The sequence below is a fragment of the Methylophilus sp. genome, from assembly GCF_052173275.1.
GTDB lineage: Bacteria > Pseudomonadota > Gammaproteobacteria > Burkholderiales > Methylophilaceae > Methylophilus.
Window position 1 is genome coordinate 2,774,466 of the sequence record NZ_JBQMUL010000002.1, and the last position, 17,052, is coordinate 2,791,517.

The window sequence follows — 17,052 nt, forward strand, 5'->3', positions numbered from 1 at the left end:
GTCATGAAAAAATACTTTTTTGCGCAACTCCTAGTGACCTCCCTGGCTAGCCTGTGGCTGGCCGGTTGTGCGCAAAATCCGTCCGAAAACACAAACAACCTGCCTTATGACCAGCAACCCATAGGCCGCGAAAGCGGCGATGTGGAATCCGCCCGCGTGCATACCGAACTCGGCGCAGAATATTTCAGACTCAAACGTTACGATGTCGCGCTTGAAGAATTCAACACTGCCACTGAACGCAGCCCCAGTTATGCGCTTGCGTATAACGGCCTCGGTTTAGTGTATGCGGCATTGGGCGATAAATCGCGTGCAGAAGCGGCTTTTCAGCGTGCGATTCAATTGCAGCCGGTGAACTCGGAATCCCATAATAACTATGGCCGCTTTTTATGCGACCAGGGCCGTTATGAAGATTCACAAAAAGAATTCATGCTGGCGGTTAAAAACCCGCTCTATAAAACACCACAATTTGCTTATTACAATGCCGGCGTCTGCGCCTTGCGCAGCCAGCAAAAACCGCAGGCCGAAATCTATTTCGGCAAGGCATTGCAGGTCGACCCACTTGCGCACGCGAGTGCTTACCAGCTAGCCAATTTGCAGTTTTCACGCGGGGATGCGAGTGCCGCATTGAACACACTGCAAACCAGCGTCAGTGTCGCCCCAACGCCTGAATCATTGTTTTTAGCCGTCCGCATTTACCGTGCGTTACAAATGCCGGATGAGGCGCATCATTACAGTGTGCAGTTGCATAAACTGTTTCCAAATTCCAACGAAACCAAACAATTGTTGAAAATGGAGTAAATGCAAGTGACGTCAGAAGACAAGATCAACGTCAATCCGCTAGCGACAGAGGCGGCAGATAAGCCTAAACGTGGGCGCAAACGTAAAATCGATACACAGAATGTGTCTGATCAGGTAGACAATGCCGGCGTTGAAGCACAACCCTTTGCCCCCCCTACTCCGGAACCGACAGACGACATGACTATGCAATCCTCCACACCAGAACATGCGCCTCCTCCGATCGAGGAAACTGTCACACCAGTGATCGCAGGCTCAGGTTGCGGTAACGTATTAAAAGCTGCGCGTGAATCACTGGGGCTGAGTATCCATGAGGTTTGCAGCCAGTTGCGCCTGGGCGTGAAGCAGATTCAGGCGATTGAACAGGATGATTTTGATCAATTGCCACAACCCAGCATCGTGCGCGGGTTTATCCGCAACTATGCCAGATTGCTGAATATTGATGTCACTCCAGTACTGGAAGCCTATCAGCGCATGGTGCCGAGCACGGCACCCTTGCCACTGAGCGTGCGGTCTAACGCCAGTCGATCCATTATTGACAAACCTGCGCGCGTGATTCGTCCGCAACGCATCCTGACTTTTTTTATATTCCTGATCCTGGCTGCAATCCTGGCGTATTTTTACATCAACCATATCAAACCGCAGGCACTCAAAAACGCCTCGCTGGCGCTGGATGTGGATGAGATCAGCGAAACCACCGGCCAGGAGATCAATGTCCCGGCACCGGCAGCTGACGCCTTAAGCTCTCCGGCAGTGGCAGCAGATGCTGTTGTCACACCTGAAAGTACGGGCACGGCGCCATTACCAGCCCCCACTGAACCAGCGGCCGGCCTGACGCCTGAAGCGCAAACTACCGCAGCCACAGAGCCTGCCAGCGTTTCATCGGCAGTCCCGGACAGCACCATCGTCAGCACCCCGACACCGGCTGCCAATAATGTTGTGGAAAGCACCACCCTAAAATCTGCAGACGCACAAAAAGCCATTCTGGTGTTTAAAGTCACCGATGATTCCTGGGTGCGTATCGAAGATATGCAAGGCAAAAAGATCCTCAGTGAAGTGTTGACAGCAGGTTCTGAGCACAATGTCGTGGCAGAAAAACCGGTCAATGTGATTGTGGGGCATGCCCAGGGCACGCAACTGACGATAGATAATCAACCCTATGACCTGACCCAGGCCACGCGTGGTCGCGTGGCGCGCATCCAGTTAAAATAAACATGATTCAACGCCGAAATACCCGCCAGGTCATGGTAGGCCACGTCGCAGTCGGCGGCGGGCTCTATGGCACCACTGCTTCGCCAGTCGTCGTGCAAAGCATGACCAATACCGACACCGCAGATGCTGAAGCGACCATACGCCAGGTCTATGAATTATGGCAAGCCGGTTCTGAAGTGGTGCGTATCACGGTGAACTCCGCCGAAGCTGCCGCGCAGGTTGCCACTATCCGCAAAGGCCTGGATGCATTAGGTTGCAGCGTGCCGTTGGTGGGTGATTTCCACTTTAACGGCCATAAACTACTGCAAGCTTACCCGGATTGTGCAGAAGCCCTGGCCAAATACCGTATCAACCCCGGCAATGTGGGTAAAGGCAGCAAACGCGACGAGCAATTTGGCGCCATGATCGAAGCCGCCATCCACTACAAAAAAGCCGTGCGTATCGGCGTGAACTGGGGCAGTCTGGACCAGGCAAAAATGGCACAGATGATGGATGACAACGGCAAGCTGGCAGAACCGCTTTCTGCGGATGCTCTGATGCGCGAAGCCCTGATTCAATCAGCGCTGGAAAGCGCACAGCAAGCCATAGACCTGGGCCTGAGCCCCGACCAGATCATTATTTCCTGCAAGGTCAGCAATGTACAAGACCTGATCCAGGTGTATAGCGACCTCGGCCAGCGCTGCGATTACCCATTGCATTTGGGCCTGACTGAAGCTGGCATGGGCTCCAAGGGCATCGTCGCCTCAACCGCCGCGCTGGCGATTCTATTGCAGTCCGGCATAGGCGACACCATACGTGTCTCGCTGACACCAGAACCCAACGAATCCCGCACCAAAGAAGTCATCGTCGCGCAGGAAATCCTGCAGACTATGGGCATACGTTCATTTACACCCTTAGTCACCGCCTGCCCGGGTTGTGGTCGCACCACCAGCACTTATTTCCAGGAGCTGGCGATGCAAATCCAGAGCTGGTTACGTCACCAGATGCCGATCTGGCGCGGCCAATATCCTGGCGTAGAAACCTTGAATGTCGCTGTCATGGGCTGCGTGGTCAATGGTCCCGGCGAATCCAAACTGGCCAATATCGGCATCAGTTTACCCGGCACCGGCGAAACCCCGGTCGCACCGGTGTTTGTCGATGGCGAAAAAACCGTGACGCTGAAAGGCGACCATATTGCAGAGGATTTCCAGCTGATTGTGGATGAATATGTACGCACCCATTATGCCGAAGGCGGAAAATTGCGCGTCCTCAAACCCAGCATCATCCCTATCCTCGCCATCCCACAATAATTCAAGCAAACGGCTGTTAGCAATGACCAAAAAATTCCAATCCATCAAAGGCTTCTACGATATTTTGCCGGAAGCCACCCCGCTCTGGTTCAAGCTGGAAGACACCGCACGCAGAATCCTGAGCCAGTATGGCTACAACAATATCCGTATGCCCGTGGTAGAACCGACCGAGTTATTTGTGCGTAGTGTGGGCGAACATACCGACATCGTCGAAAAAGAAATGTATGCATGGGAAGACGCCCTCAATGGCGACAAACTCACCTTGCGCCCCGAAGGCACCGCTGGCTGCGTACGCGCAGTGATTGAACACAACCTGACCTATAACGGCCCGCAACGTCTTTGGTATATGGGCCCCATGTTCCGTCACGAGAACGTGCAGAAAGGCCGCCAGCGCCAGTTTCACCAGATAGGGGTGGAAGCGTTTGGTTTTGAGGGCCCCGATGTAGACGCTGAACAAATCGTGCTACTGGCACGCTTGTGGCAAGCCTTAGGCATTCAGGACGTAGAATTACAGATTAATAGCATCGGTGATGCTGATGAACGTGCGCAATACCGCGAAACGCTGATTGCTTATTTTGAGCAACATGCCGACTTGCTGGATGATGATGCCAAACGCCGTCTGCACAACAATCCACTGCGTATCCTGGATAGCAAAAACCCGCGCATGCAAGCCATGTGCGAAGCCGCCCCCAAGCTGATGGATGGCCTGGGCGAAACATCTAAACAACATTTTGCCCAGTTGTGCGCCCTGCTCACGCAATCCGGCATTGCTTACACCATCAACCATCGCCTGGTACGCGGACTGGATTATTACAACCGCACTGTATTTGAATGGGTCACCACCAAGCTGGGCGCCCAAGGCACCATCGCAGGCGGCGGCCGCTATGACACTCTGGTAGAGCGCATTGGTGGCAATGCTACGCCTGCCTGCGGCTTTGGGATTGGCCTGGAACGTGTATTCCTGTTGATGCAGGAATATGGCGTCAACGCGCAAAACCAGCCGGACATCTACCTGGTGAACGTAGGCGAACTGGCAGAACAAAAAGCCTTTACCGTGGCGGAAACCCTGCGTAATATGGGGCTAAGCGTCATTTTGCACGCAGGTGGCGGCAGCTTTAAATCGCAAATGAAAAAAGCTGATCGTAGCGGCGCCCGCTACGCGGCTATTTTTGGCGACGATGAGGCGGCAGCTGATGAAGTCAGCTTGAAACCTATGCTGGGCCAGGGCGAACAAGCCCGTGTATCGTTGGCACAAGTACTCAGCATTGTGCAAGCAGGATAATTAGCCAGGAGGCCGGAAGTTGCAAAAAACGCATTTTTTTCACAACTTTAGCGGCTTTGAAATGGCTCGCATCTTCACGGTTTTTCACCGGAATACACCTTATTAAATGAGTGAAATTTTACGCATAGACCAGTTAAGCATTTTTCCGGCGCACGCGCCTGAACGCAAACTGGTGCGTGACGTATCACTGTCATTGTCACGCGCAAAAACCACCTGTATCGTCGGTGAATCCGGCAGTGGCAAAAGCCTGACCGCGCTTAGTGTGATGAAATTACTCTCTTCGCAACTGCGTATGCAAGGCCAGATATTGTTTCAGGGCCAGGACATCACCTCGCTGGATGAAAAAGCCATGCAGCGCCTGCGTGGCCGGCAAGTGGGCATGATCTTCCAGGAGCCAATGACTTCACTGAACCCGGTACTCACAGTGGGCTTTCAGATCGGCGAGCCACTGCAAACGCACCAGAGCCTTAAAGGCGCTGCGCTCAAACAGAAGGTCGCGGCATTATTAGAGCAGGTCGGCATAGACCCTGCCCGCGCCAATAGCTATCCGGATGAACTCTCCGGTGGCCAGCGCCAGCGCGTGATGATCGCCATGAGCATCGCCTGTGAACCGGCGCTCTTAATTGCTGACGAGCCCACCACCGCCCTGGATGTGACCGTACAAGCACAAGTATTACGCTTGCTCAAAGAACTGAAAGACCGTATGCAGATGGCGATGCTGTTTATCACGCATGATTTTGGTGTAGTGGCAGATATCGCCGATGAGGTAATAGTCATGTTCAGGGGCGAGATTGTCGAAGTGGGCAGCGTCAGCCAGGTATTAAACCAACCGCAACATCCCTACACCAAAGCGTTATTAGCCTGTGTGCCAGATGCAGAAGGTAAAAAGATACTACAGCCCATGACCTATGACTGGTTAACCCCGGCCTGAGGGAGCACAGATGTCTGATTTGATCCTGCAAGCCCATCACCTGACAAAATTTTATACCCAGCGCACCGGCGCACTGGGCTTGGGCAATCACACTATCCGCGCACTGGATGATGTCAGCCTGCAACTCAAGCGTGGCACGACCTTGGCGATCGTCGGCGAATCCGGCAGTGGAAAATCAACATTGGCGCGTGGCATTTTACGTTTATTGCCGCTGGATAGCGGTGAAGTTGAGTTTGATGGCGTCAATTTCCTGGCATTGGATAAATCTGCCTTGCGCAGTGCACGCCGCGATATCCAGATGATCTTCCAAGACCCGTTTGCCTCGCTCAACCCGAGAATGCGTGTAGGCGACATCATAGGCGAAGGCCTGGTGATACACGATATAGGCAATGCCAGGCAGCAAAAAGACCGCGTCAGCCAGATGCTGGAAAAAGTCGGTTTAGTTGCTGAAGATGCGCAAAAATACCCGCACCAGTTTTCCGGTGGCCAGCGTCAGCGCATAGGCATCGCACGCGCCCTGATTTTAGAGCCGAAACTTGTGGTGTGCGATGAGCCGGTCTCGGCGCTGGATGTGTCTGTGCAAGCGCAAATTCTATTGCTGTTAAAGCAGTTGCAGCAGGAAATGGGGCTCAGTTATCTGTTTATCACCCACGATTTAAGGGTGGTCAGGCATATCGCCGATGAAGTGCTGGTGATGCAAAAAGGCAAAGTAATTGAGCAAGGAAGCGTAGAAAACATTTATAATGCACCCCAGCAAATTTATACACAACAATTACTTAGCGCAATTCCCGGACATGGCTTGCGCACAGCAACCGCATAATCACTCATACAAAAAATAAGCAGGAAAATATCATGGCGTACGATTTGGAAGAACAGGAACAGCTGGACGAATTCAGAGTCTGGTGGAACAAGAACGGCAAAATGGCGATCCGCCTGGTAATAGCCGCTATCGTTGCCTATGCTGCATGGCAGGGTTACCAATCGTGGATGGACAGCAAAGCGACAGCGGCTTCTACTGCTTATCAAACGCTGGTCAGCAATTCATTGCAGGACGTAGACAATAAAAAAGCCGAGCAGATCAGCAAAGATGCCGAAGTGATCGAAAAAGAGTTCAGCATGACGCCTTATGCTGGCAGAGCGGCCCTGTTTGCTGCGCGTGCACTGCATCAGGCCAAACAAGGCGAAGCGGCTGAGAAACAATTGCATTGGGCAGTTGCCGAAGCCAAAGAGCCAGCGATCAAACAGATGGCAGCCATTGAGATTGCCGGTCTGCAGATCGAGCGCAATGCATTGGATGATGCCAAGAAAACACTGGAAGCGATTAACGACAGCGGTTTTGATGGCCTGAAAAACAGCATGCTGGGTGATATCTACATAGCGAAAAAACAGGAAAAAGAAGCAAAACAAGCTTATATTCAGGCACTTAAAGGCCTGGACCCGGAAGGAAAACTGTTTTACCTGACCCAGCAAAAACTGGATGCATTGGGTTAACAACATGCAACGTTTGCCGAGCTCACCTATTTTGCGCATGAAAAAACCGCATTTGCTAAACAGCCTGACGCTGGCTGCCATTTTGTTACTTGGCAGCAGCCTCTCCGCCTGCACCGCGTTCAATGATGTCAAAACCAATCTGAGCGAAAGCATTTTTGGCGCCGAACCGGCCAATCCACCAGTCGAACTTGAAGATATCAAGAGCTCTTACGAAACGCGCATCGCCTGGTCTGCTGACGTGGGTGAGCCGGGCCGTTTTACTTATGCGCCAGTGCTGTCTGACAACCTGATTTATGCCGTCAATGCTGAAGGCACAGTCACGCAGTTATCTGCTGAAAACGGCAAAACCATCTGGCAAACCGAACTGAATGAACCTATCAGCAGTAGCGTAGGTTTAGGTGGCGGGCTGGTATTGGCAGGCACCAGTAAAGGTCATTTATATGCACTGAATGTGAATGGCAAAAAGTTATGGAGCGCCATCCTCAGTAGCGAAGTCCAGGGGCAGCCCCGTTATTTTGACGGCACTGTGATTGTACGCACCAGTGACCATCACATTTACGGCATTGACGCTGCTGATGGCCGCCGCAAATGGGTGTATGAGCGCGCAACCCCTTCCCTCTCACTTAAAAATCAGGCCGGTATTGTCGTTGATGGCGGTGCCGTCTATGCAGGCTTTCCGGGCGGCAAGCTAGTTGCTATCCGTGCCGACAACGGCAAACTGCTGTGGGAAGCCACTGTGGCCCAGCCTAAAGGCGTCACCGAGATCGAACGCATTGCAGACATCACCAGCCTGCCGTTTGTCGATGGCGCTTTCGTCTATGTGGTCGCTTATCAGGGTAAAGTCGCGGGCGTTGACCGCCAGCGCGGCCAGGTTGCCTGGAGCCGTGATATTTCCAGCTATGTGGGCCTGACCGTTGATAACAACAAGATTTACTTAAGTCATACCATAGGTTCTGTCTACTCACTGGACAACACCAATGGCAAAACCTTCTGGCGCCAGGGCAACCTGGGCTACCGTCACCTGACTGTGCCATTACCATTAAGTAGTGTCGTCGCCGTAGGTGATCTTGAAGGCTATATACACCTCCTCAGTCAGGATGATGGCAGCTTCGTAGGCCGCATTCAACTTGGCTCCAAACCAATCATGTCACTGGTTGCAGGGACTAATAACCAGTTTCTAGCACAATCACGTGATGGGCACATTTATGCCGTCACATATAAGTAATGTTACCTACCATTGTTCTAGTTGGCCGACCAAACGTCGGCAAATCCACCTTATTTAACCGCCTGACAAGGTCGCGGGATGCGCTGGTTGCAGACCTGCCTGGCCTGACACGCGATCGCCACTATGGCCGCGGCATGGGCGCAAGCCAGCCGTACCTGGTGATTGACACCGGCGGCTTTGAGCCCACCGCGGATAGCGGCATCCTGAAAGAAATGGCCAAGCAGACCTTGCTGGCCATTGATGAAGCCGATGTGATCATTTTCCTGGTCGATGCACGAGCAGGTCTCACACCACAGGAATTCACCATTGCGCAGACTTTGCGTGTAGCACAACGCCCTGTGCTGCTGGCCGTCAATAAAACCGAAGGCATGCGTAAAGCCGTGGTCAGTGCAGACTTTCACGAACTTGGTATTGGTGAACCACTATCAATTTCGTCAGCGCATGGCGAAGGCGTGCGTGACCTGATCGAAATTGCGCTTGAAACCATCGCCGATAAGATCGAAGAAGAGTCTGCACCAATCAACCCGGATACCCCTAGAATCGCCATTGTTGGTCGTCCAAACGTAGGTAAATCTACCTTGGTGAATGCCCTGCTGGGTGAAGACCGCGTCATCGCATTTGATGAGCCAGGCACCACGCGCGATTCAATTGAAATTGAACTCGAAAAAGACGGCAAGAATTACATCATTATTGATACTGCTGGCGTACGCAAACGCGGCAAAGTGTTTGAAGCGGTAGAGAAATTCTCCGTCGTTAAAACCATGCAGGCGATTGAAGATGCCAACGTCGCCATCCTGGTGGTGGATGCCAAGGAAGGCATCACCGAGCAGGATGCGCACGTCGCGGCATATATCCTGGACTCAGGTCGTGCACTGGTAGTCGCTATCAATAAATGGGATGGCCTGCAAGATGACGAGCGCGAATGGATCAAGCGCGAGATCGATCGTAAATTGCAATTCCTCGACTTTGCCAAATTCCACTATATTTCTGCCTTGCGTAAAAAAGGCCTGAATGAGTTGCTAAGTTCAGTCGATGTCGCGTTCAAGGCGGCCATGGCCAAACTGGCAACGCCGCAACTGACCCGCGTGCTTGGTGAAGCCACCACACAACATCAGCCACCAATCACGCGTGGCATACGGCCGAAATTACGCTACGCACACCAGGGCGGCAGCAACCCGCCGATTGTGGTCGTGCACGGCAACCATATTGATGGCATCAAAGATAGCTACACTCGTTATCTCGAAGGTATCTTCCGCAAAGCTTTCCAACTGGTCGGCACACCATTACGCGTGCAATATCACAAGGGTGATAACCCGTTTGATAAAGAAGACGAACGCAAACCAGGTGAAGGTCTGGTGACCATGCGTCGCCGTAAAAACGAGTTGCGTGCAAAGTTGAAGCAACGCAACGAAAAAAATAAAACAAAAAAATAGTACTTATTTAAATCAAGTTTTTACTTGGGTATAACTGAGTAAGAACTTGATTCAATCGCCTGATTTCAAAAGATTTATTTCAAAGCGGTATCTGATAAGTCTGCCAGTGCGTGTGTTCTGCAATCCTGTCATAACAAGCTCTGGCACGCTGATTATCTTCTGCTGTCATCCAGCGTATCACTGACCACTCGCTGCGTTGCCCGATTGCCACAACGGCTTTAATCAATTGCGCGGCTATGCCCTGCCCTCTTGCTTCAGGCATGACAAATATATCATCCACGTAAGCACCCATGCTGGCGGCCAGCGGGCGCACAAATGTCCGGTAGTGCAAAATCCCGACTAAATGCCCCTTTTCATCCACCGCCACCAGTGCGTAAACCAATGGCGCGGATTGGTGTATCCACTGCCAGACCTGATCGCGCATGGTTTGCGTTTGCGCAACGGCGTAGAACGCTGCGTACGCGGCATACAATTGATTCCAACCGGCGTAATCATTGGCTTCAATCCTGCGTATTGTGGCTGCTGACTTGTGCTTCATTCCATGACATTCCAATAAAAAGTGTGAATAGCGCAATAAAAAAAGGGACCTGAAGTCCCTTTTCAAAAAGTAAAAGTATGCTCAGAACTATCGCAACATAGGCACCAGGTTTTTGGCGTTCAGGCCCAGTTCCTGGCCCATACTCGCGCCCAGTTTCTTGGCAAAACGGTCAACCACTGTTTCCTGATAGGTAAAATCCACAATCTCAGCCTGTTTGATGACTTCACGCGCAACATAATCCGCACTGCCTTCTGCATCGGCCAGGCCAAGTTTGATACTTTCTTCCCCATTCCAGAACAGGCCGCTGAAAGTTTCCTGGGTTTCTTTCAGGCGGTTACCACGGCCTTCACGCACGACCTTGATAAATTGCTGATGAATCTGGTCCAGCATGTTTTGCGCAAACGCTTTTTGTTTTGGATTCTCAGGGGAGAATGGATCAAGCATGCCTTTGTTATCACCGGCAGTCATCAGGCGGCGCTCTACGCCGACTTTCTTCATTAACTCGGTAAAACCGTAACCATCCATCAGCACGCCTATCGAGCCGACGATACTGGCTTTATCCACAAAAATCTTGTCCGCAGCCACCGCAATGTAATAACCACCCGAAGCACAAATATCTTCTACCACGGCATACACTGGCACCTCCGGGTGCAGTTTGCGCTGGCGGTGTATCTCATCATTGATGATACCCGCTTGCACCGGGCTGCCGCCTGGGCTGTTAATACGCAAGATAATGCCTTTGGTGCCCTTGTGGTCGTAAGCGTCTTTCAGGCTGCTGATGACGGCATCGGCATTCACCTGGCCGCCAGCTTCAATCACGCCATTGAGATCGATCAATGCTGTATGTGCCAATGATGAGCTTTTGTTGGCCCCTACCCAGCCCAGCAGCATCAGCAGCAGGAAAAACAGGTAGAGAAAAGTTAAGGATTTGAACAATACCGACCAGCGCCGTGAAACTTTCTGCTCCTGCAAGCCGGCTAATGCTATTTTTTCCAGGCTGTGAATCGCCGAGTCGTGCGAAGACTGGCTATTTTTTAATTCTGGCGACTGCTGGTTTTCTTCTTGCATAACTCAACTTTCATTAATAAATTTTGGTCACTTTAATATTGAGTGACTTTCAATGATTTTAATCATTTTGCCACTATTTAGTCATATTGCTCTAAAAATAAAAGCTGTTAGAACTGATCCAGATGCACTGTGACAATACCGTCTTGTTCACTGACGGGGATAGGCGATAGTGATTTACCCTGGCATGGCCCAACGATACAGCGCCCGCTCTGTGGAGAATACATGGCGCCATGGGTCGCGCAAATCAACCATTCTTGCGTCATATTGAAAAATTTTCCGTGCTCCCAGTCCAGTTCCACCGGCACATGGGCGCAACGGTTGACATAAGCATAGGCTTTGCCCTGGTAACGGACGACAAATCCGCTGGCATGCGGCCCTAAGGCCGGCATGGCAAAACGCAGCCCGTCGCCTTTTTCCAGCAACTCTGCGCTATTAAATGTCAACACGGCTTCACTCATGTAGATGCCAGTAACCAGGCACTCAATGTTGCCACGTCATCAAACATATGATCCGGTGAATACTGCTGTAAATGCGTGGCAGTTTGTGAGCCATAAGTCACTGCGGCTGTGTGCACACCGGCATTTTTGCCCATTTGCATATCATATTGCGAGTCACCTATCATCAAGGTGCGTTCCGGCATAACTACCAATTCATCCATCAACTCATCCAGCATCTGCGGATGCGGCTTTGAAAAGCATTCATCGACGGTTTTGGTGGCATTGAAATATTTAGCCAGGCCGGAAAGCTGCAAGGCATTATTCAGTCCACGGCGGCCTTTGCCTGTTGCCACCGCTTGTTTGCAGCCTTTTCTGTCTATGCTGGCAATCGTTTCCACAATGCCGGAAAACAGCAAAATAGTTTCTTCTGCCGCGTAGTAGTTACGGTTGTAATTGGTGATCAGTGCTTGTGCCTGCGCATTGGGGATATTGCCATAAAGCACTTCAATCGATTCACGCAAGCCTAAGCCGATAATACTCCGTGCCCGCGCTTCAGTGAGCACAGGCAAGCCAGCCTCATCGGCGGCTTTAATCAGTGCCTGCGTGATCATGCCAGTGGAATCGGCAATAGTGCCGTCCCAATCCCAAACAACCAAATCAAACTGCTTCACGGGCGCGCCTTTTGTCATTTCATTCGATTCTCTTATTGTTGAGTACTTATATTATTTAATATTAAGTTGACGCTGGTGTTGCAAAAAAGTGTCCAGTTCTGCCGGCAATGGCGCCACCAGGTGCAAAGGCTCGCCGGTTAACGGATGCGCAATCCGCGTTTCACTGGAGTGCAGGTACATGCGTTTTAACCGCTGCTTGCTCAATTGCTTGTTGAGCGTGAAGTCGCCATATTTATCATCACCCAGGATAGGAAAGCCCAAATGTGCTAACTGCACGCGTAATTGATGCGTACGCCCGGTGATCAGCTTGGCCTGTAGCAGGCTGTATTGCCCAAGTGCTTCCTGCAAATAAAACCAGGTTTCAGACACTTGCGTTTCGACTTCAAACCGGCCTTTAGACGCCTGCTGTTGCGCAATCACGCCTGCGGATTTGAGTGATTTCCTGCCACCTGGCTGATTGTTGAGCAAAGGCTGATCGACTACGTGTACACGGCGTTCGCCACTCTCAGTCACATACTTCTGCAAATCCAGAATGACTTTCTTTTTCGTTTCCAGCCACTGGCCCTGCACCATCATGACATAGCGTTTATCCATTTTGTGCTGACGCATCGCTTCATGCAAGGCGGTCAGGGCAGAACGTTTTTTGGCAATCATCAGCACGCCAGAGGTTTCTCTATCCAGCCGGTGGACCAATTCTAAAAATTTGGCCTGCGGGCGCTCCAGCCGCAGCTGCTCAATCACCCCCAGGCTGATACCACTGCCGCCATGCACGGCCATGCCAGCAGGTTTATTGAGTGCCAGCATGGCATCATCTTCATAGATGACCATCTCGGCGAGTTTTGGCCTGACTGCGGGCAATCCAGATTTAGGCGCGGCTTCTGCCATGCGGATAGGCGGCACCCTCACCTCGTCACCGAGTTGCAAACGGTATTCGGCCGTGACACGCTTTTTATTCACCCGGACTTCGCCACTGCGCAAAATACGGTAGACGTGGCTCTTGGGCACACCCTTCAGCACTTTGGCCAGGTAATTATCCACGCGCTGGGTTTCAGAGGCCTCATCCACCAGCAGCAAGGTCACTCTGTCACTGGCTGGTTTATCCTGGTGTACGGGCTTTTCAACGTCGCCAGACGGGGCCAGTATTGGTGATTGTGGTGAATTGGGGGTCATATGCAGGTCTTGCTTTGCTTTATCAGGACTTATAGATATACTGTCGGCATTCTGGGTCTGCGTTTTTTCCGGTATCGTCAACAATTTTTCACATTGCTGACATCGAAATAACCTTAGCGACAACGGCCATTTTACTGGCCTTGTGTGTCAATTCAGAATCAAAAAAATTTTGGTGAATACCGCTCGCCATCAAGTAGCGATAATTAATAGAAATACGAAACGCGAAAGCTCAAGCAGAATAATTAACGATATGAGCCCGGCGTTTGCCAAACCCGAATTTTAACGAATTTAGACTCTGTATAGGGTTTTATTTTAGTAGATACATAGCGTTGGATCATACAGGTGGATAACAATGACACACCTGCCAGGCCTTTATCGAGCTAGACTCTGTCAGATATATTGAGTATCAATATGATTGCCCTTGTGGTTCATTGACATACTTAAAGATTGTGCATATTGATGCCTGCACTGCTTCACAAGCTTTGCAATTGCCATTGCACTGGCCTCAAGTTAAATCTGGCCTCACGTTAAATTCTGGCGGTTGATACACAACCCTGGCTCGCCCTGTACTCATTTGTATTCTGCAGCTTCGCCAAGGAGCACTGCATGAAAAGAATGTTGTTTAACGCAACGCAATCAGAAGAATTACGCGTTGCCATTGTCGATGGACAAAAACTGATAGATCTGGATATTGAACACGCTGGTAAAGAACAGCGTAAAAGCAATATCTACAAAGGGGTCATCACCCGTATCGAACCCTCACTTGAAGCCGCGTTTGTCGACTACGGTACTGACAGACACGGCTTTTTGCCTTTCAAGGAAATCTCCCGCAGCTACTTTCAGGACAAACCTGAAGGTCGCGCCCGCATCCAGGATGTGATCAAAGAAGGTCAGGAAGTCATTGTCCAAGTGGACAAAGACGAACGCGGCAGCAAAGGCGCAGCCTTGACCACGTTTATCTCGCTGGCTGGCCGTTACCTGGTGCTGATGCCTAACAATCCACGTGGCGGTGGTGTTTCCCGCCGTATTGAAGGTGAAGACCGCAATGAACTGCGTGACACCATGGCGCAACTGGAAGTGCCTAATGGCATGAGCATCATTGCGCGTACCGCCGGCATTGGCCGTACTGCTGAAGAGCTGCAATGGGACCTGAACTACCTGACCCAATTATGGCAAGCAATTGAAGATGCTTCCAATTTCCAGCCTGGTGCTTACCTGATCTACCAGGAAAGCAGCCTGGTCATTCGTGCCATCCGTGATTATTTCAGTGCCGATATCGGCGAGATATTGATCGATACGGCAGATGTGCATGAACAAGCCTTGCAGTTTATGAACCACGTCATGCCGGGCAATGTGACACGCGTCAAATTGTACCAGGATGAAATCCCCCTGTTCTCGCGCTTCCAGATCGAGCATCAGATTGAATCTGCATTCTCGCGTGAAGTGCGCCTGCCTTCCGGCGGTGCGATCGTGATTGACCACACCGAAGCATTGGTGTCTATCGACGTCAACTCCGGCCGCTCGATCAAGGGTGCGGATATTGAACAAACTGCATTTAATACCAACCTGGAAGCCGCTGAAGAAGTGGCGCGCCAGATGCGCCTGCGTGACCTGGGCGGTTTAGTCGTGATCGATTTTATCGATATGGAAAACCAGCGAAACCAGCGTGAAGTTGAAAATGCGCTGCGCGATGCATTGCATCACGACCGCGCCCGCGTGCAAATGGGCAAGATCTCCCGCTTTGGCTTGCTGGAGCTGTCACGTCAGCGCCTGCGCCCTAGCCTGGGTGAAACCAACCATATGACCTGCCCACGCTGTAACGGCACCGGCCATATCCGCGGTATCGAATCGACCGCACTGCATATTCTGCGTATCACGCAAGAAGAAGCGATGAAAGACAACAGCGCGATCATCCAGGTGCAATTACCTGTTGAAGCGGCGACTTTCCTGCTCAATGAAAAACGTGCCGATATTCACAAGATCGAAGAACGCACAGGTGTTGAAGTCATCCTCATCCCTAACATCCATATGGAAACGCCTAACTACAACATCGTGCGTATCCGCAATGATGATGTGAATGAAGAAACCAGCCAGGCCAGCTACAAGATGGTCGATCTGCCGACTGAGTCAGATTATCAGCACCGTTTGGAGCAAGCGGCTGGACCAGGCAAGATTGAAGCATTGGTAAAAGGCATTACCCCGGCGACTTCTGCACCTATCGTGGAAGAGAAGCCAGTGGTTGTTGCAGCTGACCCTAAAAAGTCTTTCTTCGGCGTGATCAAATCCTGGTTAGGATTAGAAGAAAAAGAAGTGGCTGAAGAAACTGCCAAGCCAGCGCGTGAAAACAAAGAGCATGGCCGTGACCGTAACAAAAACCGTAATCGTCGTGACCGTGACCGTCAACGCGAGCGCCCACAGCAGGAACGTGGCGAGCGCCCTGCTAAAGATCAAGATGCAGCGAACAAACCTAGACAGGACAGACAGCAACAGGAAAAACCTGCCGGTAAAGAGAGACAAGACCGACAGGATAGACAAGACAGGCAGCCACGCCAGCCTGCTCAGGAAGTCGCTAAAACCGAGACTAACCAGGCCGCATTAACTGCGCAACCAGGCGAGAACAAAGAACGTGGTGAGCGCGGCAACCGCCGCAACCGTCATGGCCGTCGTGACCGCCGCCCTCGTGATGAATCAGGTAGCAATGAGAACGCTGAAGGCTTGAACAACAATGCCCAGGCACAGGTACAAGTGAACGAGTCGCAAGCAGCGCCACAGACGCCAGCCAATGCTGAAGTCACTAGCCAGCCGACTGCGCCAGCGGTTCAAGCCAAGGTGGAATCAAAGCCTGAAGCCAGGATTGAAACCAAGCCTAGCGCACCAACTGAAACGCAGCCTGTAGCGAAAGACGCTGCTGATATTGTAGAGTCAAGCAAAGCAGCGCCAGCAGCGAAAGCCACAGAAAAAGCGCCAACTGACGACAGCACTGCAGAAAAACCTGCACGCAATCGTTCACGCGGTGGCAAAACTGCTAACAAGCCACGTGGTAAAGCAGCAGAAGAAACTTCTGCCTCAGCTGCACCTTCGATTGAACTGGTTGAAACAGCGGCTGCTGCTAAACCAGCCAGCAAAGAAGCAACTGCTGAAAAAGCAGACACTGCGGAAAAGAAACCGGCAGCACGTAAACGCAAACCGGCAGCAGCCAAAGCCACTGGCAATAGCTCTGCGGCGGATCCAGGCATACAACTGGTTGAAACCAAGTCTGGTGACACTAAGCCTGCAGAAGCGCCAGCAGCAGATGCCCCGAGCAAAGCCAAAAAGCCACGCTCAGCTGCCAAATGGAAAAAAGATGAAGCAGCCGCTGGTGAAGCTAACGCAATGGTGATGGTTGAAACGCAAAAGAAATAACTAGCGTCCGCCGGTAACCACTGGTTTCAAGCTAACACTGAAGCCAGCGCCCATAAAAAAGAGAGCCAGTAATGGCTCTCTTTTTTTATATGGCTTATTAGAGCAGCG

At 51.5% G+C, this 17,052-nt stretch carries 15 protein-coding genes; 10 read left to right on the plus strand and 5 right to left on the minus strand.

Annotation, left to right across the window (positions count from 1 at the left end):
* Nucleotides 1–3 precede the first annotated feature (3 nt).
* The 9 genes from pilW to der all read left to right on the plus strand — a co-directional run bounded on the left by pilW (nucleotide 4) and on the right by der (nucleotide 9,658).
* Nucleotides 4–798 (plus strand): type IV pilus biogenesis/stability protein PilW, encoded by a 795-nt coding sequence (pilW, locus tag ACTS9Y_RS14490; protein WP_442586616.1) that lies wholly within the window; start codon nucleotides 4–6, stop codon nucleotides 796–798.
* Nucleotides 799–2,007, plus strand: coding sequence for a RodZ domain-containing protein (locus ACTS9Y_RS14495; protein ID WP_442586617.1), 1,209 nt, complete (start codon nucleotides 799–801; stop codon nucleotides 2,005–2,007).
* Nucleotides 2,008–2,009: 2 nt separating this feature from the next.
* A complete protein-coding gene (gene ispG, locus ACTS9Y_RS14500; protein WP_442586618.1) occupies nucleotides 2,010–3,296 on the plus strand; it encodes a flavodoxin-dependent (E)-4-hydroxy-3-methylbut-2-enyl-diphosphate synthase in 1,287 nt (428 codons plus the stop codon).
* Between the two features lie 22 nt (nucleotides 3,297–3,318).
* The gene (hisS, locus tag ACTS9Y_RS14505; protein ID WP_442586619.1) at nucleotides 3,319–4,578 is read left to right on the plus strand and encodes a histidine--tRNA ligase; all 1,260 of its coding nucleotides are present in this window, start codon (nucleotides 3,319–3,321) and stop codon (nucleotides 4,576–4,578) included.
* Between the two features lie 106 nt (nucleotides 4,579–4,684).
* The gene (locus ACTS9Y_RS14510; RefSeq protein WP_442586620.1) at nucleotides 4,685–5,509 is read left to right on the plus strand and encodes an ABC transporter ATP-binding protein; all 825 of its coding nucleotides are present in this window, start codon (nucleotides 4,685–4,687) and stop codon (nucleotides 5,507–5,509) included.
* A gap of 10 nt (nucleotides 5,510–5,519) precedes the next feature.
* Nucleotides 5,520–6,329, plus strand: a complete 810-nt coding sequence (locus tag ACTS9Y_RS14515; protein ID WP_442586621.1) for an ATP-binding cassette domain-containing protein — start codon at nucleotides 5,520–5,522, stop codon at nucleotides 6,327–6,329.
* A gap of 32 nt (nucleotides 6,330–6,361) precedes the next feature.
* Nucleotides 6,362–7,000: a YfgM family protein gene (locus ACTS9Y_RS14520; RefSeq protein ID WP_442586622.1), complete on the plus strand. Its 639-nt coding sequence runs from the start codon at nucleotides 6,362–6,364 to the stop codon at nucleotides 6,998–7,000.
* 4 nt (nucleotides 7,001–7,004) lie between these two features.
* Nucleotides 7,005–8,225, plus strand: a complete 1,221-nt coding sequence (gene bamB, locus ACTS9Y_RS14525) for an outer membrane protein assembly factor BamB (protein WP_442586623.1) — start codon at nucleotides 7,005–7,007, stop codon at nucleotides 8,223–8,225.
* Complete coding sequence (der, locus tag ACTS9Y_RS14530) at nucleotides 8,225–9,658, plus strand: ribosome biogenesis GTPase Der (protein WP_442586624.1); 1,434 nt, start codon at nucleotides 8,225–8,227, stop codon at nucleotides 9,656–9,658. The genes bamB and der overlap by 1 nt, the downstream gene beginning before the upstream one ends.
* Nucleotides 9,659–9,737: 79 nt before the next feature.
* Here the strand turns inward: der and ACTS9Y_RS14535 are convergent, their stop codons facing one another.
* The 5 genes from ACTS9Y_RS14535 to ACTS9Y_RS14555 all read right to left on the minus strand — a co-directional run bounded on the left by ACTS9Y_RS14535 (nucleotide 9,738) and on the right by ACTS9Y_RS14555 (nucleotide 13,542).
* Entirely contained in the window at nucleotides 9,738–10,196 is a 459-nt protein-coding gene (locus ACTS9Y_RS14535) for a GNAT family N-acetyltransferase (RefSeq protein WP_442586625.1), read from the minus strand.
* 87 nt (nucleotides 10,197–10,283) lie between these two features.
* Entirely contained in the window at nucleotides 10,284–11,264 is a 981-nt protein-coding gene (locus ACTS9Y_RS14540; protein WP_442586626.1) for a S49 family peptidase, read from the minus strand.
* Between the two features lie 107 nt (nucleotides 11,265–11,371).
* The gene (locus ACTS9Y_RS14545; protein WP_442586627.1) at nucleotides 11,372–11,722 is read right to left on the minus strand and encodes a Rieske (2Fe-2S) protein; all 351 of its coding nucleotides are present in this window, start codon (nucleotides 11,720–11,722) and stop codon (nucleotides 11,372–11,374) included.
* Entirely contained in the window at nucleotides 11,719–12,372 is a 654-nt protein-coding gene (locus ACTS9Y_RS14550) for an HAD family hydrolase (protein WP_442586628.1), read from the minus strand. The genes ACTS9Y_RS14545 and ACTS9Y_RS14550 overlap by 4 nt, the downstream gene beginning before the upstream one ends.
* Nucleotides 12,373–12,423: 51 nt before the next feature.
* Nucleotides 12,424–13,542, minus strand: a complete 1,119-nt coding sequence (locus ACTS9Y_RS14555) for a pseudouridine synthase (RefSeq protein WP_442586629.1) — start codon at nucleotides 13,540–13,542, stop codon at nucleotides 12,424–12,426.
* Nucleotides 13,543–14,148: 606 nt separating this feature from the next.
* Between ACTS9Y_RS14555 and ACTS9Y_RS14560 the strand changes: the two genes are divergently transcribed.
* Nucleotides 14,149–16,944, plus strand: a complete 2,796-nt coding sequence (locus ACTS9Y_RS14560) for an Rne/Rng family ribonuclease (protein ID WP_442586630.1) — start codon at nucleotides 14,149–14,151, stop codon at nucleotides 16,942–16,944.
* Nucleotides 16,945–17,052: the final 108 nt, after the last annotated feature.